We start from the raw sequence: 20,123 nt of genomic DNA, 5'->3' as shown, positions 1-20,123 counted from the left end.
TGTGGGTCAGGCCACAACGGGCAGGACGGTGTTGTCGATCAGGCGGACCGCACCCACCCGTGCCGCGACCACGGCGAGCGCTTCTGCTGCCCGGTCCTCCCCCCGGGGCGTGAACGACACCGGGTCGACGACGTCGAGGTAGTCGAGGTCCACCAGGTCCTCTGCGGCCACCCGGGCGCGGGCTCCCGGGAGGTCGAGGGGTTCGCCGCGGGCGGCACGGTCTCGCAGGAGGCCCAGCACCCTCGACAGCACGAGGGCCGCACGCCGCTCCTCGGGGCCGAGGAACCGGTTCCGGCTCGAGAGGGCCAGCCCGTCGGCGTCGCGGACGATCGGGACGCCCTCGATGCGTACCGGCATGTTGAGGTCGAGCACCATGCGGCGGACGAGCGCGAGCTGTTGGGCGTCCTTCTCCCCGAAGTACGCACGGTAGTCCGCCGTCGTCGCGGGCAGCCCGAGGTTGAGGAGCTTGGATACCACCGTCAGCATGCCGTCGAAGTGCCCGGGCCGCGACGCGCCCTCGAACACGGTGCCCATCAGGCCCGCGCCCACCCGGACCAGCGGCTCTCCGCCCGGGTACATGTCCTCCACCGAAGGGGCGAAGACGACGTCCACCCCGCATCCGCCCAGGAGCCGGAGGTCGTCGTCGAGCGTCCGCGGGTAGCGGTCGAGGTCGGCGGCGTCGCCGAACTGCAAGGGGTTCACGAAGATCGAGGCGACGACGACGTCGTTCGCGGCGCGCGCGGTCCTCGCGAGCGAGGCGTGGCCCGCGTGGAGGCCTCCCATGGTGGGCACGAGGCCCAGCGACGGCGGCCCTTCCGCCGCTCCCCGCCGGACCGCTGCCCGCTCGAGCAGCCGGGTCGTCGCCGCGCGGAGGTCCGCCGGGGTGGAGACGAGGAGGGGGGTTGCCGGGCGGTGGAGGCCGGTCGAGGTCACGGGGTGGTCCTTCATGGGTCGGGGCGGGCGCGGGAGGCGCAGGGGTGCTGGTGGGGGTGCTGGGCAGGGGTGCTGGACGGGGAAGCCGGTCCCGGGATCAGGACGGGGCGCCGGGGGCCCCGTCCTGCGGGCCGGGCGGTCCCGCGGTGCCGGGGGCGTCGGCGAGCGCGGTGAGGATGGCCTCGGCCTGCGCCGGCGTGAGGACGCCCCGCTCGAGCGCCCGCAGCGCCGTGGCGCGTGCCATCCCGAGGTAGGCCTGGCGGGTGTCGGGGGCGTCGTGCGCTTCGAGGGCGGCCCGGTGCGCGCGGACCGTCTCGGCGTCACCCCGTGCCACCGGCCCCGTCAGCGCACCTTCCCCCGAGGACAGGGCGTTCTCGAGCGATGCCTTCATGAGCGGCCCCAGCATCCGGTCGGGGTGCTGCACGCCGAGGTCGGCGAGGAGCTGCGCGGACTGCGCGGCGATCGTGACGAGGTGGTTCGAGGCGTGGGCGAGGGCCGCGTGGTACAGCGCCCGCGACTCCTCCTCGATCACCACGGGCTCGCCGCCCATCTCCACGACGAGCGCCTGCGCGATCGGCAGCACCGCGGACGGGGCGGTGATCCCGAACATGCTGTCCGGCAGGCGTCCGAGGTCCAGGCTCAGTCCCGTGAACGTCATGGCGGGGTGGATGGCCAGGGGGATGGCCCCCGCCGCGCGTGCCGGGGCGAGCACTCCGGTGCCGTGGCGGCCGGAGGTGTGCACCACGAGTTGCCCGGCCTGCCAGGCGTGGAGCTGGGCCAGGCCCTCGACCAGCGTCGGCAGGGCGTCGTCCGGCACCGCCAGCAGCACGAGTTCGGCGCGTTCGATGATGTCCGGGACCTCGAGCACCGGCACTCCCGGCAGGAGGTTCTCGGCTCGTTCGCGGCTCGCCTCGGACACTGCGGAGACACCGACGACGGCGTGCCCCGCGGATCGGAGGGCCGCGCCGAGGACCGCGCCGACCTTTCCGGCGCCGACGATGCCCACTCCGAGCCTGCCGGGTCGGCGGGACGCTTCAGCGCTGGTCATCTACGGGTTCCTCCCTGTGGGCGGCTGCGGGTACGTACACCGGCGCCTCGGGCAGGACGTCCGGGACGGGACCCTGCGCGGAGGGCTCCGCCGGGCGGGTCTTCATCCACTGCTCGGGCCCGCTGCGCCGCCGGGCCTCCGCTGCCCGCACCGCCTGGCCGTGGAACAGCTCCTCTGCGGCGGCGGAGTCGACCAGGGAGACGCGCGGGGTGACAGGGCCCGGGGTCGTCTGGAACTGCAGGTTCGACACCCGGAAACGGCGGTCGATCGGGCCCTGCTCGATCGACAGCGACTGGGTCCGCTCGTGCGGCACGACGACGAGTTGCCGCCACAGCACGCCCGAGCGCAGGAGGAGGGCCGTGCGCGTCACGGCGAAGCCGTTGCGCCGCCATGCGAGGGGTGCGAGCCATCGTGCGCGGCGCGGCGTGGTGGTGAAGCCCTCCTCGCCGTCGCGGCCCGTCATCCCGGCCGAGAAGATCTCGACTGGACGGGGTGTCCCGGGATCGGGCAGGACGAGGGCCAGGATCTGCAGCACCTCGTCACGGGTGCCGACGGGGAGCAGGGTTGTGCGTGCCTGCCCCTCGTTGGACGCGGACAGCCCGTACCCCGCCACGTTCCCCGTGACGCGGTACCACCCCTTCAGACGCCACAGCGGGGACTGCACGATGCCCAGTGCCTGCACCCGGCCGGGCGGAACGGTCTGCGCGCGGGTGTCCAGCAGGCCGTAGCGCAGGCGGATACCGTCGGGCGAGGTGGCTGCGCGGAAGTTGTAGCCCGTGTTCAGCGCGGACCAGTAGGAGCCCCCGACGCCGATGAGGACGGGGATGAACGACGTCGCGATGATGGGCGTGCGGAACACCACGCCGAGGGTGACGACGACGGCGGCCGCCACGACCAGTGCGATCGTCGTCCCGGACAGGACCGCGGCACCGAGGACGCGGGCGGATGGGATCACCACGACCTCACGTTCGGGGGCTTCGAGGGCCTCCTCCGGGTGCTCCGGGTCCGTGACGCCCGCTGCGCGCGCGAGGATGGTGGCGCGCAGCTTCCTCGCGTCGTCGAGCTTCAGGAACGCGAGGCGTACCGCGGATTCCCCCGCGTCGGCCACCTCGAACTTGAGCTCGGCGAGCCCGAAGATCCGGGCGAGGAAGGGCTGGACGATGTCGATGGCCTGGACCCTGTCCAGGCGTGCCTGCCGCTGCTGCCGGAACACGACGCCGGAGTGCACGCGCACGTGCTCGGCGGTCACCTGGTACCGCGTGAAGTACCAGGAGACGAAGAAAGCGGCCGCGATGACGAGGACCACGCCGAGCACGACCCCTGCGGCCAGGAGGAGGCCGACACCCTCGGGCAGGGGGCTGCGCCCCCTCGTCCCGGCGTCGAAGAGCCCCTCGAACCAGTCCCTGCCCACGAAGTAGAGGATGGCTGCCAGCGCGATCCAGCCGCGCACGAGCGGGGAGATGAAATGGACCCGCTGCCAGGCATCCCCGGGGTGGAGGTCGACGGGGCCCGGTTGTCCTGCTCCCTCGCCCCCCTCGGGTCCGGGAGCCGCCGGGAGCCCGCCGGACGGTTCGTGCGCGGTCACAGCCCGGCCAGCCGAGCTTCTCCCCGCGCGGACAACTGCTCGCGCAGCCTCGTGCCCTCCTCGGTGGGCAGACCGGGAAGGGAGGCGTTGGTGGCGGGGGACGCGGTATGGAGCTTCAGCGTGCAGATCCCGAAGGCGCGCTCGAGGGGCCCGACGGAGACGTCGACGTACTGCATGCGGCCGTACGGCACCACCAGGGTGCGCTGGAAGAAGACACCCGAGCGCAGGAGGAGGTCCTCGTCGCGCTCCGCGTAGCCGATCGCCGCGACCTGGCGCGGGAGCAGGAGGCCCCGCCAGAGGGCGATGACCAGCACGACGGCGGGCAGCCCCGCTGCCACCCCCAGGGGCGGGAAGGATTCCCAGACGCCCGTGAGGCGGAGGACCAGCGGGATGCTGCACAGGACCACCCAGACCAGGGACCCGATGAGCCAGCCGAGCAGCCGGACGCGCAGGTACTTCGGCGACACCCGGGCCCACCGGAGTCCGGAGGGGTCGATCGGTTCCCTAGGCATATTCCCCCTCGGTGTGGCCCGGAGCGCCCGTGCCGTCGTCGTCCGGAGGAAGTTTGCAGAAGTCCTCGACCACCAATCCCACCATAATCATCAGGGTCCCGCCCACCATGAGTGCCACGGATCCCCAGAGGGGTGCGGTGGTGGAGCGGACCGACAACAGGGTCAGCTGGTCTACGAAGATGCCCGCGTGCCAGCCGAGGCTCAGCGCGCCCGCGTAGGCGCAGGCCTGGGCGAGGACGAGGGTGCGGGTGGCGAGGATCGGGTCGAGGGGCCGGTCCCGCTTGCCGTTGCGCCACCGAAGGACGCGGCTCCCGAACACCAGGGTGATGGCGATGATCACGGCGGTGGTGACGAGGGACGTCAGCGGCAGGGTCGGCGTGCCGTAGCCGTTGCGGGTCGCGAGCCAGTTGACCAGCCAGCCGGCGAGTCCGGCCACCAGGCCTACCAGGGCCAGCCAGCGGAACCGAAGGGTGTTCACGGCGTCCTAGACTTCCTCGAAGGGCACCAGGCCGGCGATGTCCTCGGCTTCCGAGGCCAGCTCGGCCACGGGGCGGCCTGCCAGTTCGGCTCCCGCATCCATCCAGGCCCAGGGCTGCAGCACGAAGGCGCGCGACGCCGCGCGGGGGTGCGGGATCGTCAGGGACTCGTCGTCGGACGTCCAGGTCCCGTAGGTGATGATGTCCACGTCGAGCGTGCGGGGCCCCCAGCGCACCGTGCGCTTGCGGTGGTGCTTGTCCTCCACGGCCTGGCAGTGGGCGAGGAGCTCGTACGGGCCGAGGTCCGTCTCCACCTCCACCACCATGTTCAGGTAGTCGGGCTGCTCCGGGCCTCCCACGGGCTTCGTCCGCACCACGGGCGAGACCGCATGGAGGCGCACGTGCTCCGATTCCACGAGGTCGGCGACGGCCAGCATCAGGGTGTCGCTGCTGGCACCGAGGTTGCTGCCCAGCGCGAGCACGGACCGCACGGTGCTCACGCCCGGCTCCGGCGCAGGGTCACGGCGACGTCGCCGAACGGCACCGCGATGGGGGCCTTCGGCTTGTGGACGGTGACGTCGACGGCGGCGACCGGGAAGGAGCCCAGGACCGCGGCGGCGATGGTCTCGGCGAGGGCTTCGATGAGGTCGAAGGGTGCGCCCCCGATGATGCCGTGGACCAGTTCGGCGACCTCGCCGTAGTGCGCGGTGCGGGCGAGGTCGTCGCTGGTCCCCGCGGGCTGCAGATCCAGGTGGAGCACGAGGTCCACGACGAAGGGCTGCCCGTCGCGGCGCTCGTGGTCGAAGACGCCGTGGTAGCCCTTGGCGGTGATACCCGCCAGCTCCACCGTGTCGAGCAGGCCCGAGGGGGAACCGGTGCGGCCCGGCGCGGGGTGTCCGCTCACCGTCGCGGGCCTATGGCAGCGGCGACCTTGACGGCGTCGAGCGTCGCGGCAGGGTCATGGACCCGCACGCCCCAGGCGCCTGCCGCCGCGGCCAGGCCGGCGACGGCGAGCGAGGCGTAGTCGCGCTCGGCCGGCGCGGCGGCCTTTCCGGCCGAGGTCAGGAGCGTGCCGAGGAACCGCTTGCGGGACGCGCCGACGAGCACGCGGTGGCCGAGCGCGGTGAAGGCGTCGAGGTCCCGGAGGATCGCCCAGTTGTGCTCGTCCCTCTTCGCGAAGCCGAGTCCCGGATCGAGGATGATCTGGTCGGCGGCGACCCCCGCGGCGACGAAGCGGTCCCGCAGGTCGACGAGTTCCGCCGCCACCTCGGAGACGACGTCGTCGTAGTGCGCCAGGCCGTCCATGGTCGCCGCGGTCCCCCGGCGGTGCGTCAGGATGTACGGGACGCGGCGCTCGGCGACGAGGGCCGGCATGGCGGGATCGTACTCCGCCCCCGAGATGTCGTTGATGATGGCCGCCCCGGCGTCGAGGGCCTGCCGGGCGGTCTCGGCGTGCATGGTGTCGATGCTGACGAGGGCCCCTGCCTTCACGAGTGCCCCCACGACGGGAAGCACCCGGGTCAGCTCCTCCTCGACCGGCACCTGCCGGGCGTTGGGGCGCGTGGACTCACCGCCGACGTCGATGATGTCCGCGCCGCCGTAGTGCATCCGCAGGCCGTGGCCGATCGCGTCGTCGGTGGTGGCGTACCTGCCGCCGTCACTGAAGGAGTCGGGGGTGACGTTCAGGATCCCCAGCACGACGGCGCGGTCCGCGGGCAGGTCCCCGACGGCCTTGGCCACGCGGACGGGCCGGATCACCGGCAGCGGCGAGGTCGACGGCCCTGTTCCGGGCGCTGCGGCGAGAGAATCCATAGGGGTGTCCTACCTTCCGAGTATGAGGCTCATGGCCTCGGCACGCGTCGCCGTCTCGCGGATCTGGCCGCGGACGGCGGACGTGACGGTCTTCGCGCCGGGCTTCCTGATCCCGCGCATCGACATGCACATGTGTTCGCATTCGATGACGACGATCGCGCCCTTGGGTTTCAGGTGTTCCATCATCGCATCGACGATCTGCGTCGTCAGCCGTTCCTGGACCTGGGGGCGCCGCGCATAGACCTCGACGAGGCGCGCGAGCTTGCTCAGGCCGGTGACCCGGCCGTCCTCGGACGGGATGTAGCCGACATGGGCGGTTCCGTGGAACGGCACGAGGTGGTGCTCGCACGTGGAGTAGAACGGGATGTCCTTCACCAGCACGAGTTCCTGGTGGTTCAGGTCGAAGGAGGTCGAGAGGACGTCCCCCGCGTCCTGGTGCAGGCCGGCGAACATCTCCGCGTACGCCTTCGCCACGCGCCTCGGGGTGTCGAGCAGGCCGTCACGGTCGGGGTCCTCCCCGATCGCCGCGAGGATCTCCCGGACCGCCCGCTGGATGCGGTCCTGGTCCACGGGCGATCCGACAGCCACCAGGGCGGCTTCCACCACCTCGTCGTCGAAATCAGTCACGGGTCATCTCCCTCTGCTCGGGCACTGCTCACCGACGGCCCTGTCGCTGCCGGTGTGTCGCTGCGGGACTAGCTGTCCCGGCCGTCCCTGGGGCCGTCGCCCGATTCCGGCGACGGCAGCTCCGAGCCCTGGACGTCGAAGTCGCTGGGGATGTTCGCGTCGGCGATCTGGTCCTGCGGGGCGACGGACTCGGGGGCGGGCCGGCCGCTCTCGAGGGCCTCGGCGCGTTCCTTCGGGGAGGTGACCGGCGGGAGCGAGTGCACGGGGCGGGTCTGCTTCGACAGCCACACCTCGCGCAGGTCGCGCTTGCGGACGGTCGTGAAGACCTCCGCGATCTCGGCCTGGTTCAGCGTCTCGCGCTCGAGCAGTTCGAGGGCGAGACGGTCCAGCACGTCCCGGTTCTCGGTGAGGATCTGGTAGGCCTCGTCGTGGGCGTTGTCGATCAGGCGGCGGACCTCCTCGTCGACCACGAGGGCGATCCGGTCGGAGTAGTCGCGGTCGCTGCCCATGTCGCGGCCGAGGAACGGCTCGCCGGCACCCTGTCCGAGCTTCACGGCGCCGATGCGCTCGCTCATGCCGTACTGGGTGACCATCTTGCGCGCGGTCCCGGTGGCCTTCTCGATGTCGTTGGAGGCGCCGGTGGAGGGATCGTGGAACACGATCTCCTCGGCGACCCGGCCGCCCATGGCGTAGGCGAGCTGGTCGAGCAGTTCGTTCCTCGTCACCGAGTACTTGTCGTCGCTCGGCATGACCATGGTGTACCCGAGGGCGCGGCCGCGCGGCAGGATGGTCACCTTCGTCACCGGGTCCGTGTTGCGCAGCGCTGCCGCCACCAGGGCGTGGCCGCCCTCGTGGTACGCGGTGATCTTCCGCTCCAGCTCCTTCATCACCCGGCTGCGCTTCTGCGGTCCGGCGATGACGCGGTCGATCGCCTCGTCGAGTGCGCGGTCGTCGATGAGCTGCGCGTTCGAACGCGCCGTGAGGAGCGCGGCCTCGTTGAGCACGTTCGCGAGGTCGGCGCCGGTGAAGCCGGGGGTCTTCTTCGCGACGGCCTTGAGATCGACACCGGAGGTCATGGGCTTGCCCTTGGCGTGCACGCTGAGGATGTGCTCGCGGCCCTTCATGTCGGGGGCCTCCACACCGATCTGGCGGTCGAACCGCCCGGGTCGCAGGAGCGCCGGGTCGAGGACGTCCGGACGGTTGGTCGCGGCGATGAGGATCACGTTCGTGGTGGCGTCGAAGCCGTCCATCTCGACCAGGAGCTGGTTGAGGGTCTGCTCGCGCTCGTCGTTGCCGCCACCGATGCCGGCGCCGCGGTGGCGGCCGACGGCGTCGATCTCGTCCACGAAGATGATGGCGGGCGAGTTGTTCTTGGCCTGCTCGAACAGGTCCCGGACACGGGAGGCGCCGACACCGACGAACATCTCGACGAAGTCGGAGCCGGAGATGGAGTAGAAGGGGACCCCGGCCTCGCCGGCGACTGCCCGGGCGAGGAGGGTCTTGCCGGTGCCCGGAGGGCCGTACAGGAGGACGCCCTTGGGGATCTTGGCGCCGAGGGCCTGGAACTTGGCGGGTTCCTGCAGGAACTCCTTGATCTCGAGGAGCTCCTCGACCGCCTCGTCGGCGCCGGCGACGTCGTTGAACGTCACCTGGGGCATGTCCTTGGAGATGAGCTTGGCCTTGGACTTGCCGAACTGCATCACCTTGGAGCCGCCGCCCTGCATGCGGCTGAGCAGGAACCAGAAGATGACGCCGAGGATCAGGATGGGGAAGATCAGGCCGGCGAGGCTGAGCAGCCAGTTGCTCTCGGCGGGCTGGTCGGTGAAGCCGTCCGTGTCCGAGGTGTTGATGGCGTCGACCACGCTCTCGGCGCGGGCGGTGCTGTAGTAGAACTGGACACTCTTGCCCATGTCCTCGTAGTCCTCGCGCAGCGTGAGATCCACGCGCTGCTCGCCGTCGTAGATCTTGGCCTGCGAGACCTGGTCATCCCGGAGGAGCTGGAGCCCGACGTTGGTGTCGACGCGTGAGCTGCCCGTGCCGAAAAGACTCGGGAGGACCAGCAGGAGCGCCACGACTGCCAGGACGATCCAGAGGACGGGCCCCTTGAAGAGATTCTTGAATTTCATACGTCTCAGGGCGGCAAGCCCTGTCCCTCCTGCTGATGCAAGTAACAATGTGCGGGCGCACTGCTGTGCCGGTGCCCTTTAAGCACCTCAACATATACACCGTCTGCGATTCACCACGCGCGGATTGCGCCGATAGTTCCCTCTTGGCGTAGTACGGGCATGCAGCGGGGGAACGTCCTATTCGTAGACGTGGGGCGCCAGCGTGCCGATGAAATCGAGGTTGCGGTACTTCTCCGCGAAGTCGAGTCCGTACCCGACGACGAATTCATTGGGGATGTCGTAGCCCACGTATTTGACGTCGATATCGACCTTCGCGGCGTCGGGCTTGCGCAGGAGCGTGCAGATCTCGACGGACGCGGGGCCGCGGGACAGGAGGTTCGCCTTGAGCCAGGACAGGGTCAGGCCGGAGTCGATGATGTCCTCGGCGATCAGGACGTGCTTGCCCATGAGGTCCGTCTCGAGGTCCTTGAGGATGCGCACGACGCCGGACGACTGGGTCCCCGAGCCGTACGACGAGACCGCCATCCAGTCCATCGTGATGTGGGAGTGAAGAGCGCGGGCGAGGTCTGCCATCACCATGACCGCACCCTTGAGGACACCCACGAGGAGGATGTCCCGGCCCTGGTAGTCGGCATCGATCTGCTCCGCCAGTTCGTTGATCCGCTGCTGGATCTCCTCCCTGGTGTAGAGGACGTGCTTGAGATCTGACTGGACGTCGTTGGAATCCACCGATTACTCCTGGGTCGGACGACGCGACTGCTTCACGCCGGGGCCACTGTTGCTAAGGACAAGATTGCCATAGCTTGGTTCCCCCCGGAGAACCGCGCGCCCCCGCACCTGCCGGTGGACGCTCACCTTGCCGCCCAGTTGCACGGGTCCGGCCGAGCCCTTCCTGTCCAGCAGCGACTCGGCGGCCCGGAGCCGCTCGAAGCTCGGCTGGAAGGCTCCGAGCTCGAGGGCGGCGAGGGCGAGGACCCGCTGCCTCAGCGCCGCGGGCAGCACCTTCAGGCCCTCCTCCGGCAGCAGCAGGGTCCCGTCGTCCCCCTCGACCCTCAGGGCGGCGTACGCCTCGGAGCTCAGGTGTTCGAGGTGGTCGGCATCCTGCCCGAGGATGCGGGCGGTTCGCGCGAGCGCGGAGGCGATGCCGGGGCCGAGCTGCTCCTCGAGGAACGGCAGGACCTCGCCGCGCACCCGCGACCGGGCGAAGGCCGGATCGCGGTTGGTGGGGTCGTGCCACGGGTCGAGTCCGTAGAAGTCGCAGATGGCCTCGGTGTCGGCGCGGCGCAGCTCGAGGAACGGACGCACGTAGAGTCCGCGGCGTGGCGGCATGCCGGCGAGCGACCGCGTGCCGGACCCGCGGGCCAGGCCGAGGAGCACCTGTTCCGCCTGGTCGTCGAGCGTGTGCCCGAGCAGGACCGCCGATGCCCCGAGCCGCTCCGCGGCGTCGTCCAGCGCGGCATAGCGGGCGCTCCGCGCCGCGGCCTCCGGGCCCATGCCCTCCCGGTCCACGGCGACGCGGTGCACCTCCACCGGGTCGAGGCCCAGCTCCCGTGCCGTTCGGGCGGCCTCCGCTGCGGTGGCGGCACTACCGGGCTGAAGGGCGTGGTCGACGACGACGGCGCCGACACGGCACTGCGCGGTCCGCGCGAAATGTACCGCCACGGCCGCGAGTGCGAGCGAGTCCGGGCCGCCGCTGCAGGCGACGAGGACGAGGGGCAGGCCGGTCGGATCCGAGGCATGGTCGCCGGCGGGCGGGCCGGCCGCCTCGCGCGCGGCGGGGGCAGTCATCGCGTCGCCGGTCCCGCGGCGCCGCTGTACCGGATCGGCCAGGAGCCCCTCGAGGCTCGCTGCGAGCAGGTTGCGCGCGGTGCCGACCGCGGGAAGCAGGCGCGGGCGCCTAGCCACGGCGCAGGCTCATCCTGTCGATCCATTCGTCGGGGGCGTGGATCTCGCGCTCGGTGGGCAGGTGCTCCGCGGAGTCCCAGACCGCGTTGAAGCCGTCCATGCCGGTCTGGCTGACGACGCGGCGGACGAACTTGGCTCCGTCGCTGTACTGGCGCATCTTGGCGTCCAGCCCCAGGAGCTGCCGGATGACCTTCTCGAGCGGGCCCCGGGACTTGCCGCGGGCGTTGAAGCGGCGGCGGATGGTCTTGACCGACGGGACGATGCTCCCGTCGACGCCGTCCATCACCACGTTCGCGTGTCCCTCGAGGAGGCTCATGACGGCGGTGAGGTGCGACAGGCGCGCCTTGTCGTCCGGGTCCTGCAGGATCGACAGCACCCCGATGTCCTGCGCGGGCGGACCGTCCGGCGTCGTGCCCTCGCCACGGGCACGCGCCCTGCCGGCCGCGATGTTCTTCACGGCCGCGCCGAGTCGCTCCGAGAGGGAATCCGCCTTCTCCATGAGGCCCGAGGTGAGCTGCCCGATGGAGCTGGTCATGTGGTCCTTCAGCCAGGGCGCGGCGGCGAACTGCACGCGGTGCGTCTGTTCGTGGAGGCACACCCAGAGGCGGAAGTCGGACGGATCCACGTTCAGTTCCCGCTCCACCGAGATGATGTTGGGCGCCACCAGCATGAGCCGCCCGCCCTGCCCGTTGCGGGAGGGCACGAACGGATCGTACTGGCCGAGTACCTTGCTCGAGAGGAAGGCGAGGATGGCTCCGAGCTGTGCCCCGGTGACGGTTCCGCCGAGGGCCAGGGACGCGGACTTCAGGACGTCGGGGCGCGATGCCGCGAGCTGGTCGAGGGCCGGTTCCATCAGGGTCCGGAAGCTCTGCGAGTTGGCCCTGGACCACGAGGCGCGGTCCACGATGAGCAGCTCGGAGTCCCGGAGGTCCCGTGCGGCGTCGAGCCTCGAGATGGTGTGGACGTGGCCGACCGATGCGTCCGCGAGCTCGCGCATGTTCTGGACGGCGCGTGCGATCTCCGCCGGCTTCATGGTGGGCCCTGCGGGCGTGAGGGAGGCCGCGGTGGAGGCCGCGACGTCCCAGTTGACCAGCTGTGGGCGGGGTGCTGCGGGCTCGTTCATGCGCCTATTCGATCACATCCTCCTCCCGGCAGGGCCCAGGGATCGGGCGGAGGCCGTGCTTCATCTGCTGGCGAACGGGCTAGCGGCAGCCGCATCCCGCCAGGAGGGCGGCCGCCCGGTCCGCAGCGTCCCGCGCCTCTGCCGTGGTGCCCTCCAGTCCTGCGGCGAGGAAGGAGAACACGAGCAGGCGCCCGTCGGCGGTGACGACGTGGCCGGTGAGGCCGGTGACGGCGTTGAGCGTCCCGGTCTTCGCACGCACGGTCCCCGCGCCACCGGCCGTGGGCCCGTCGTCGGCGGTGAACCGCGTCGCCAGGGTCCCGGTGAGGCCCGCGATGGGCAGGGAGCGGGCGACGGCGGCGAGCCCGGGCTCGTCCGACGTCGTGGTCCCGCGGACGAGCTCCGCGAGCTGGGCCGGCGAGACGGCGTTGCGGACGGACAGTCCGGCGGCGTCGCCGATGCTGAGCCCCTCCTCGGGAACTCCCAGCCGGGCAGCGGCGGCGGCGAGGGTGTCGGTGGCGCCACCGAAGGACGCGGGCCTCCCGCTCTCGGCCGCGGCGACGCGCGCCAGGGCCTCGGCCAGGTAGTTGTCGGAGACCTCCAGCATGTGGCGCATCTGGTCGGCGAGCGGCGCCGAGTCGACGGCCGCCAGGGATTCCGCCCCCTCGGGGGCCGGCCTGCGCTGCACGTCGGGACGGACGGTGATGCCGCGTTCGGCGGCGGCCGGAACGAGGGCGGCGGCGAAGGTCCGGGCGGCGTCGAGGGCTGCATCCTGCGAGCGCGGGCCCTCGGAACGCCCCTCCTCGAGCCACGCCGAATTGACGGCGAGCGCGTACAGCGGCGCGACCTCACCGGACTCCACGTCCCCCTCCGCCCAGGTGGGGCTGAGGGTGCCGCCCTCGAGGAAGGTGTCGTCGAGGTAGACGGTGTAGGGCCCGGACCCGTCCGGCAGGGCGGCGGCAGTCCCGGCGGCGAGCGTCCCGAGGCCGGCGCGCCCGACCACGGCGCCTGGATCGGACAGCCCGGAACCGAGGAGGACGTCACCGCCCCCGCGCAGGTAGAGCGCTTCGGGGGCGTCCTCCGAGGTGAGGACGGATGTCGCCAGCGTCTGCCCGGGCCGCGCGTAGGTCATGGCCGCGACGGCGGTGAACAGCTTGATGTTCGATGCGGGAGGCTGCAGGCGGTCGGCATCCCTGGCATAGAGGACCCGCCCGTCCGCGGAGTCGACGACGGTGCCCGCGAAGCTGCCCGCGCCGGGGATCTGCAGCGCCTCGTCGAGCTGCGGGCCCAGCACCGCCGGGTCCGGCGCGGGCGCCGAGACGGAGAGGGGTGTGACGACGTCGGGCACGGCGACGGCCGTCGGCGGGACCTGCAGCCGAGGGGGAACCGGAGGCGGGACGGACGGCTGCGGATCGACCACGGCCAGGACGGCCGGCGTGAGGTGCGTGGCCAGGGGCACCGCGGCCGCCACCATCACCAGGACCAGGAGGAGGCCCCCCAGCAGGCGGAGCGGGCGCATGGTGTCCTTTCGCAAGGCGTTGCGGAGCAGCACTGAAACCACGAGGAAATGCTCTGGTACCGGGGGCCGACCGATATGTTAGGGCTGACGATTAAACAGTAGACCGGCAGCGCGCCTCCCGCGGGAGCCGCTGCCGGTCTACTGCCCCACCCATCCCCAGGAGTTGCCATGAAGCTCGACGTCACCATCGAGATCCCGAAGGGCTCACGCGTCAAGTACGAGATCGACCACGACACCCACCGGCTGCGCCTCGACCGCGTCCTGTTCACGGCCATGCAGTACCCCACGCACTACGGCTACTTCGAGAACACGCTCGGCGAGGACGGCGACCCGCTGGACGCGCTGGTCCTGCTGCAGGACTTCGACCTCATCCCGGGCGTCCTCGTCGAGTCGCGCCCCATCGGCGTGTTCAACATGACCGACGACGGCGGCGGAGACGCCAAGGTCCTGTGCGTGCCCGTCGATCCCCGCTTCGACCACATCCGGGAACTGTCGGACGTCTCGGACTTCCTGCTCGACGAGATCAAGCACTTCTTCACGAAGTACAAGGACCTCGAGCCGGGCAAATGGGTGGAAGCCGCCGACTGGGCGGGCCGCGAGGAGGCCGAGGCCGAGGTCGAGGCGTCGCTCAAGCGCTTCCAGGAGATCGGCGAGGCCAGCGCGCAGGACGAGCCGCAGGGCCGCAGTGTCGACGTCGAGGCGAGGAACGCCACGGAGACCCCCGAGGGCCGCTAGGAACACCGGTAGCACCAGCGCCATCAGGAGTTCCCGGACGCCCGCAGGGCGGGTGCCGGGAACTCCTGATGGTGCGGGGGAAGGATCGGCGGGGTGCCTGCGGGCGGAGCGGGCTCCAGCGCTCCGGCACAGAGCGCCACGGGGTCGGCACGAACCGGCGCGGGAATCAACGCAAAGAGGTTGATTCGTCCATCCGGCGTCCATACTGATGCCATGCACTACGTCCTGACCATCAACCAGCGCGATTCGCGCGAGGTCGGCGACCTCGTGGACGACCTGCTGAAAGTGCTCCGGCACCTCCCGGCCGCGGTCCCGTTCCAGCGCTCGGTCGGCGACGAGGTGCAGGGCGTCGTCGATTCGGCGTCCGTCGCCGTGGAGGCGGCGCTGAGGGCCATCCGCTCCCGGCGCTGGCACGTGGGCATCGGGGTCGGCGGCCTCACCCCGCCCGTCCCCGAGCGCCTCGTGGACGCGGAGGGCTACGGGCTCGTCTACGCGCGGCGCGCCGTCGACCGGGCCCGGAAGACCGGCGAGCGGATACCCCTGGCGGTGGAAGGCCCCGACGGTGAGATCGCGGCCGAGGCCGAAGCGGTCCTCCGGCTGCTCGGGCAGATCGTCTACACGCGCACCGACGCCGAGTGGGCCGTCCTGGACCTGCTGACCCCCGGCGCCCGCGGCCAGCAGAAGTACATCGCGCAGGAATTGGGTATCACTCCGCAGGCCGTCAGCCGCGCGGTCGTTCGGTCCCACTGGATGGAGGAGTGGGCCACCCGCCCCGCTGCGGCGCGCCTGCTTGACCTCACGTACGGCCCGGCGTCCCTCCCCGAGGCGAGCCTCGCGTACTGAGCCGGATCCCGGCGCGGTCAGACGAGGGAGCGCAGTACCTTCGCGGCGCCGTCGTCGTACACGCTTCCCGTGACCTCCGATGCGGCGGACCGGACCTCGTCCGGGGCCTGCCCCATGGCGACACCGCGGCCGGCCCACTGCAGCATCTCGACGTCGTTCCGCCCGTCGCCCACGGCGACGGTGAGGCTCGGAGCCGTCCCGAGACGCTGCCGGAGGGCTTCGAGGGCGCTGGCCTTCGTGACGCCGGACGCGGCGATGTCCAGCCATGCGGTCCAGCCCACGGAATAGGTCACGCCGTGCAGTCCGATCGACGCGACGGCCTCACCGAACTCCTCGGCCGAGCTGTCGGTGCTGAAGACGACGACGCGCACGGCGCGGCTCTCGACCATCTCCTCGAAGTCCACGCTCTGGGCCTCGGAACCGAAACTCGCGTCCTGGAAGCTCTCCGTGGACAGGAACCTGCCGCGATCGTCCTCCAGGGCGTACTTCGCGGCGGGCAGCCGTTCGCGGAGCGCGGTGAGTGCTGGCTTCGGATCGAAGGTGACGCGCTCGAGGACCTCGAAGCCCTCGGGCAGCGCATCGTCGATCCGAAGGGTGACTCCCCCGTTGGAGCACACGGCGTAGCCGCCCCTGATGCCGAGGAGCCGGATCACGGGCAGCGTGGCCCCGAGGGACCTGCCCGTGGCGATGATGACGTCGTGCCCGGCTTCGATGACGGCCTGCGCGGCGTCGCGCACCTCCTCCGTCATCGACCCCTCGTGATCCACGAGGGTGCCGTCGACGTCGAGGGCGATGAGGTGACGCTTTCTGTTCTCCTGCTGGTCATCGATGCCAGCATTGATCAAAGTGCTCATGGTTCAGTGAACCAGACCTCACCGAGTTCCCGGTAGGGGCGGCGCCTACAGTACCGGAAGGATTTCCAGTCCGTTAAGATACGGCCGCAGCGCAGCGGGCACGGTCACGGAGCCGTCCGGGTTCTGGTGGTGCTCGAGGATGGCGACGATCCAGCGCGTGGTCGCCAGCGTGCCGTTCAGCGTGGCGACGGCCCGCGTGCCCTTCTGGCCCTCCCCCTCCTGGCGCTCCCGGATGTTCAGGCGCCGGGCCTGGAAGGTGGTGCAGTTCGACGTCGAGGTCAGTTCGCGGTAGTCGCCCTGCGTCGGGACCCACGCCTCGCAGTCGAACTTGCGCGCGGCGGACATCCCGAGGTCGCCGGCGGCGGTGTCGATGACGCGGTAGGGCAGCTCGACCTTCGCCAGCATCTCCTCCTCCCACGCGAGCAGTCGCTCGTGCTCCGCGGCGGCATCCTCGACGGTGGTGTAGGTGAACATCTCCACCTTGTTGAACTGGTGGACGCGGATGATCCCGCGGGTGTCCTTGCCGTGCGACCCCGCCTCACGGCGGTAGCAGGAGGACCAGCCCGCGTACCGCACGGGCCCTGCGGCGAGGTCGATGATCTCGTCCGAGTGGTATCCGGCGAGCGCTACCTCGGAGGTTCCGACGAGGTACAGGTCGTCCTCCGCGAGCCGGTAGATCTCGGCGTCGTGCGCGATGTCGAAGCCGGTGCCCTGCATGGTCTCGGGGCGCACGAGGGTAGGGGTGATCATCGGCGTGAAGCCGGCCCTGATCGCCTGGTCGAGGGCCATCTGCAGCAGGGCGATCTCGAGGCGGGCGCCGACTCCCTTGAGGAAGTAGAAGCGGGATCCGGAGACCTTCGCGCCGCGCTCCATGTCGATCGCGCCGATCAGTTCGCCGATCTCGAGGTGGTCGCGGGGCTCGAAGCCCTCGGCGGCGAAGTCCCGGGGCGTGCCGACCTTCCGGAGGACCACGTAGTCGTCCTCGCCGCCCTCGGGCACGCCCTCCTGCACGAGGTTCGGCAGCTTGCGCAGGAGGGTCTCCTGCTCGGCCTTGGCGTCCTCGGAGGCGGCCGCGGCGGCCTTGACGGCGGCGGCCAGTTCCTTGACCTCGGCCAGGAGGGCCTGCTTCTCCTCGCCCTTGGCCTGCGCCACCTTCTTGCCGAAGGCGTTCTGCTCGGCGCGGAGCGTCTCGTACGCGGTGACGGACTCCCGGCGCTTCGTGTCCGCCGCGAGGACGGCGTCGATGAGCGATTCGTCCGCCCTGCGTGCGCGCTGCGATGCTCGGAACTGCTCGGGGTTTCGGCGGAGGTCGTTGACGTCAATCACACGGCCAAGCCTACCGAAACCCCGGGGCACGGCAGCCCCGGCCCGCAGGCGGGCTATTGTGGGTGACCATGCGCCGCAAACTGCTCGCCGGAACCGCTGCGGCGTCCGCGGCCGCCGCGTCCCTCCAGTCGTACTGGTCGGTCCGGCGCCTGCAGCAGACCCGTACGCCCACCGCCTCCGTCCATGAACCGGTTCCCGTCGCCGAGGGTCCCCAGCGCGTCGCGCTCGTCCTCAATCCGACCAAGCTGCAGGCCGATCTCACGCGTGTCCTCGTCGAGCAGGCGTGCGCGGACGCCGGCTGGGAGCCGCCGCTCGTCCTCGAGACGACCATCGAGGACCCCGGGAGCGGTCAGGCCTCCCAGGCGCTGCACGCCGGGGCCGACGTCGTCATCGCCGCGGGCGGCGACGGGACCGTGCGGGCCGTGGCGGAGGCCCTCGCGCACCAGCCCGCCGCCCTCGGACTGCTGCCGCTCGGCACCGGGAACCTGCTGGTGCGGAACCTCGGACTGCCGTACAACGACATCGCCGGCTGCCTCCGGCTGGCCCTGCACGGCTCCGAGCGGCGGATCGACATGGCCCGCATCACGCTGGGCAACGACCGCACCTCGGTGATCTCCGAATACCCGTTCCTGGTTATGGGTGGCATCGGTTTCGACGCGAACGTGATGGCCGACGCGAAGCAGGACCTCAAGGACAAGCTCGGCTGGCTCGCCTACAGCGAGGCCGGCGTGCGGCACCTGCCCGGCAGGCGGCGGCGCATCTCGATCAGCCTCGACGGCCAGCCCCCGCAGAGCAGGAAGGTCCGCAGCCTCCTGGTGGCCAACTGCGGGAAGCTGCCGGCGGGTGTCGACTTCGTGCCCGACGCGATGATCGACGACGGCTCCCTCGACGTGGTGGTGCTCAGTCCCCGCAGCCTCCTGGGCTGGACGTGGATGGCCGCGAAGATCCTCCTGCGCCACCGGGGGACGATACCCGTCATCAGCTACTACCGGGCTCGGGAGGTCACGGTCTGGTCCGCGGACCCGATCGACACCCAGCTCGACGGCGACCCCTCGGGAGCGGTCACCTCACTGACCGCCCGGGTGGACCCGGGCGCACTGATGGTCCGGGTGCCGGCGTCGGCTCCCGGACCATCAGGGCCTCCGCTGCCGATCCCCGACTGGCACAGGAGCTGGCAGCAGGGCCTGGATCGGATGCGGCGGGGTTCCCGGCGCTGACCCCGGCGCTCCGCCCGCGCCGACCCGGCACCTTCCCGCCCGGGGTCCTACCGGTCGCGGTCGGTGTACTCGCCCTGGCCCTCGGGCTCGTCGATGAGCGGCTTGTCCTTGTCGGTGTATTCGCCCTCTTCCTCGGGGGCCTGCGAGGAGGTGTAGCCCCCGGATGCCCCGGCCGGCTCGGTGCTGGTGTACTGGCCCTCTTCCTCGGCGGCGTCCACGTCCACCGACGTGTCGCGGTCGGCGCGGCCGGCCTGCTCGTTGATGAGGGCCTGCTCCTCGGCGAAACGGACGTCGTTACCCTGGTCGCCGATGTCGCCCCGCCAGTTCGGATCGGACGTCGAGCCGTCACCCTCGTTGGGGTTCACGATGTGTCCTCCATGAGCGTTCTCGGTCATGATGCTTCCTTTCGTCGGAGGATGCGCTCCTCGTTGGGCGCCCGCTGCCAGCGTACTGACGAACGGGAAAGTTGAACATGCGGGTCGTCAGTCGCGGAGGAGTTCCTGCACGGCCTTCTCGGAGGCGGAATACGTGGTGATCGGGATGACCTCCCCGCTCATGAAGCGGTCCACGAGCCGGGGGTCCACGTAGGAGCTCCGGGCGACGGAGGGGGTGTTGCCCAGGTGGTCGGCGACAGCCTTCATGGTGGCGCTGACGGCCTTCTGGCGCGCCGTGCGGCTCGTCGCCTTCAGGTCCTCCTTCGCCAGGGCCATCGCCGCGACGACGGTCGCCTGCCAGGTCCGGAAGTCCTTCGCGGTGAAGGGCCCGCCGGTGACCTGCCGCAGGAACTCGTTGAGCTGCGAACCGTCCACGTGGTGCCACTTGCCGTCCTCCGACTGGTAGGCGAGCACGGTGTCGGCGTCCTCGCGCTCCATCATGGGTCGCAGGGCATGGGCGAGGTCCTCGTCCTCCAGGCGCGTGCCCCAGTGCTGACCGCTCTTGCCGGGGAAGTCGAAGATGACGAGGTCCCCCTCGATGGTGCAGTGCTCCACGAGGAGCGTGGTCACGCCGAAGGACCCGTTCTCCTCCGCGTACTGCGCCGACCCGATCCTCAGCGCACCCGAGTCGACGATCCGCAGTGCCGCCGCGAAGGCGCGTTCACGGTGGACGCCGTCGCTGCGCAGGTGCTGCGTGATGACGCGGCGGGCACTCGGCAGCTTCGCACCGAAGTCCAGGGCGCGGTCGAATTTCTCCCGGTCCTTCTGCTCACGCCAGGCGGGGTGGTACATGTACTGGCGCCGCCCGGCGTCATCCGTGCCCATCGCCTGGACGTGTCCGTTCGGATAGGGCGCGATCCACACGTCCTTCCACGCCGGCGGGATCACGAGGTCCCGGATGCGCTCGATCTGCTCACGGTCCTGCAGCAGTTCCCCGTTCGGCGCGCGATAGCTGAAACCCTTGCCGTGGCGACGACGGGTGATACCGGGCCTGCGCGTATTGCTGCGGCGCAATCGAGCCATCGTGGAACCAGCCTTCGTAGGGGACCTT

Annotated in this window: 21 protein-coding genes; 3 read left to right on the top strand and 18 right to left on the bottom strand. The window is 71.0% G+C overall.

Going from position 1 to position 20,123, the window contains the following annotated elements; genetic code table 11:
- Positions 1–6: 6 nt before the first annotated feature.
- The 14 genes from panC to dacB all read right to left on the bottom strand — a co-directional run bounded on the left by panC (position 7) and on the right by dacB (position 13,663).
- On the bottom strand, positions 7–948 hold the full coding sequence (panC, locus tag ACX80I_RS06175) for a pantoate--beta-alanine ligase (protein ID WP_459344243.1): 942 nt from the start codon (positions 946–948) through the stop codon (positions 7–9).
- An 82-nt stretch (positions 949–1,030) separates the two neighbouring features.
- Positions 1,031–1,981, bottom strand: a complete 951-nt coding sequence (locus tag ACX80I_RS06170) for a Rossmann-like and DUF2520 domain-containing protein (RefSeq protein WP_459344242.1) — start codon at positions 1,979–1,981, stop codon at positions 1,031–1,033.
- Positions 1,968–3,566, bottom strand: a complete 1,599-nt coding sequence (locus ACX80I_RS06165) for a PH domain-containing protein (protein WP_459344241.1) — start codon at positions 3,564–3,566, stop codon at positions 1,968–1,970. Before ACX80I_RS06165 ends, ACX80I_RS06170 begins: the two co-directional genes overlap by 14 nt.
- Entirely contained in the window at positions 3,563–4,078 is a 516-nt protein-coding gene (locus ACX80I_RS06160; RefSeq protein WP_459344240.1) for a PH domain-containing protein, read from the bottom strand. The genes ACX80I_RS06165 and ACX80I_RS06160 overlap by 4 nt, the downstream gene beginning before the upstream one ends.
- Positions 4,071–4,556 (bottom strand): DUF3180 domain-containing protein, encoded by a 486-nt coding sequence (locus ACX80I_RS06155; protein WP_459344239.1) that lies wholly within the window; start codon positions 4,554–4,556, stop codon positions 4,071–4,073. The genes ACX80I_RS06160 and ACX80I_RS06155 overlap by 8 nt, the downstream gene beginning before the upstream one ends.
- A 6-nt stretch (positions 4,557–4,562) precedes the next feature.
- Complete coding sequence (gene folK, locus ACX80I_RS06150; protein ID WP_459344340.1) at positions 4,563–4,991, bottom strand: 2-amino-4-hydroxy-6-hydroxymethyldihydropteridine diphosphokinase; 429 nt, start codon at positions 4,989–4,991, stop codon at positions 4,563–4,565.
- Positions 4,992–5,050: 59 nt separating this feature from the next.
- Entirely contained in the window at positions 5,051–5,458 is a 408-nt protein-coding gene (folB, locus tag ACX80I_RS06145; RefSeq protein WP_459344238.1) for a dihydroneopterin aldolase, read from the bottom strand.
- Positions 5,455–6,366, bottom strand: coding sequence for a dihydropteroate synthase (folP, locus tag ACX80I_RS06140; protein WP_459344237.1), 912 nt, complete (start codon positions 6,364–6,366; stop codon positions 5,455–5,457). The genes folB and folP overlap by 4 nt, the downstream gene beginning before the upstream one ends.
- A 9-nt stretch (positions 6,367–6,375) precedes the next feature.
- Positions 6,376–6,993: a GTP cyclohydrolase I FolE gene (gene folE / locus ACX80I_RS06135; RefSeq protein WP_459344236.1), complete on the bottom strand. Its 618-nt coding sequence runs from the start codon at positions 6,991–6,993 to the stop codon at positions 6,376–6,378.
- A gap of 68 nt (positions 6,994–7,061) precedes the next feature.
- Positions 7,062–9,119: an ATP-dependent zinc metalloprotease FtsH gene (ftsH, locus tag ACX80I_RS06130; RefSeq protein WP_459344235.1), complete on the bottom strand. Its 2,058-nt coding sequence runs from the start codon at positions 9,117–9,119 to the stop codon at positions 7,062–7,064.
- A gap of 177 nt (positions 9,120–9,296) precedes the next feature.
- Positions 9,297–9,848, bottom strand: a complete 552-nt coding sequence (gene hpt / locus ACX80I_RS06125) for a hypoxanthine phosphoribosyltransferase (RefSeq protein ID WP_087072299.1) — start codon at positions 9,846–9,848, stop codon at positions 9,297–9,299.
- Between the two features lie 3 nt (positions 9,849–9,851).
- Positions 9,852–11,024, bottom strand: coding sequence for a tRNA lysidine(34) synthetase TilS (gene tilS / locus ACX80I_RS06120; RefSeq protein WP_459344234.1), 1,173 nt, complete (start codon positions 11,022–11,024; stop codon positions 9,852–9,854).
- On the bottom strand, positions 11,017–12,147 hold the full coding sequence (locus tag ACX80I_RS06115) for an Rv3626c family coenzyme F420 biosynthesis-associated protein (RefSeq protein WP_459344233.1): 1,131 nt from the start codon (positions 12,145–12,147) through the stop codon (positions 11,017–11,019). Before ACX80I_RS06115 ends, tilS begins: the two co-directional genes overlap by 8 nt.
- 79 nt (positions 12,148–12,226) lie before the next feature.
- Positions 12,227–13,663, bottom strand: coding sequence for a D-alanyl-D-alanine carboxypeptidase/D-alanyl-D-alanine endopeptidase (gene dacB, locus ACX80I_RS06110; protein WP_459344232.1), 1,437 nt, complete (start codon positions 13,661–13,663; stop codon positions 12,227–12,229).
- Positions 13,664–13,831: 168 nt separating this feature from the next.
- Here dacB and ACX80I_RS06105 point away from each other — a divergent pair, with 168 nt between their 5' ends.
- Positions 13,832–14,398 (top strand): inorganic diphosphatase, encoded by a 567-nt coding sequence (locus ACX80I_RS06105; RefSeq protein WP_459344231.1) that lies wholly within the window; start codon positions 13,832–13,834, stop codon positions 14,396–14,398.
- 213 nt (positions 14,399–14,611) lie between these two features.
- Entirely contained in the window at positions 14,612–15,241 is a 630-nt protein-coding gene (locus tag ACX80I_RS06100; RefSeq protein WP_459344230.1) for a hypothetical protein, read from the top strand.
- Positions 15,242–15,258: 17 nt separating this feature from the next.
- On the opposite strand, the gene ACX80I_RS06095 is transcribed toward ACX80I_RS06100, so the two are convergent.
- Together ACX80I_RS06095 and serS are read right to left on the bottom strand one after the other, a co-directional pair.
- Complete coding sequence (locus ACX80I_RS06095; RefSeq protein WP_459344229.1) at positions 15,259–16,095, bottom strand: HAD family hydrolase; 837 nt, start codon at positions 16,093–16,095, stop codon at positions 15,259–15,261.
- Between the two features lie 45 nt (positions 16,096–16,140).
- Positions 16,141–17,421: a serine--tRNA ligase gene (serS, locus tag ACX80I_RS06090; RefSeq protein ID WP_459344228.1), complete on the bottom strand. Its 1,281-nt coding sequence runs from the start codon at positions 17,419–17,421 to the stop codon at positions 16,141–16,143.
- Between the two features lie 68 nt (positions 17,422–17,489).
- Here serS and ACX80I_RS06085 point away from each other — a divergent pair, with 68 nt between their 5' ends.
- A complete protein-coding gene (locus ACX80I_RS06085) occupies positions 17,490–18,638 on the top strand; it encodes a diacylglycerol/lipid kinase family protein (protein WP_459344227.1) in 1,149 nt (382 codons plus the stop codon).
- Between the two features lie 47 nt (positions 18,639–18,685).
- Here the strand turns inward: ACX80I_RS06085 and ACX80I_RS06080 are convergent, their stop codons facing one another.
- Together ACX80I_RS06080 and ACX80I_RS06075 are read right to left on the bottom strand one after the other, a co-directional pair.
- Positions 18,686–19,033, bottom strand: a complete 348-nt coding sequence (locus ACX80I_RS06080; RefSeq protein ID WP_459344226.1) for a hypothetical protein — start codon at positions 19,031–19,033, stop codon at positions 18,686–18,688.
- An 87-nt stretch (positions 19,034–19,120) separates the two neighbouring features.
- Entirely contained in the window at positions 19,121–20,095 is a 975-nt protein-coding gene (locus ACX80I_RS06075; protein ID WP_459344225.1) for a DNA topoisomerase IB, read from the bottom strand.
- Positions 20,096–20,123: the final 28 nt, after the last annotated feature.

The sequence above is a fragment of the Arthrobacter rhamnosi genome (assembly GCF_054510855.1).
The sequence above is the reverse complement of the archived record's forward strand: the minus strand, read 5'-3'. Positions and strand labels throughout refer to the sequence as shown.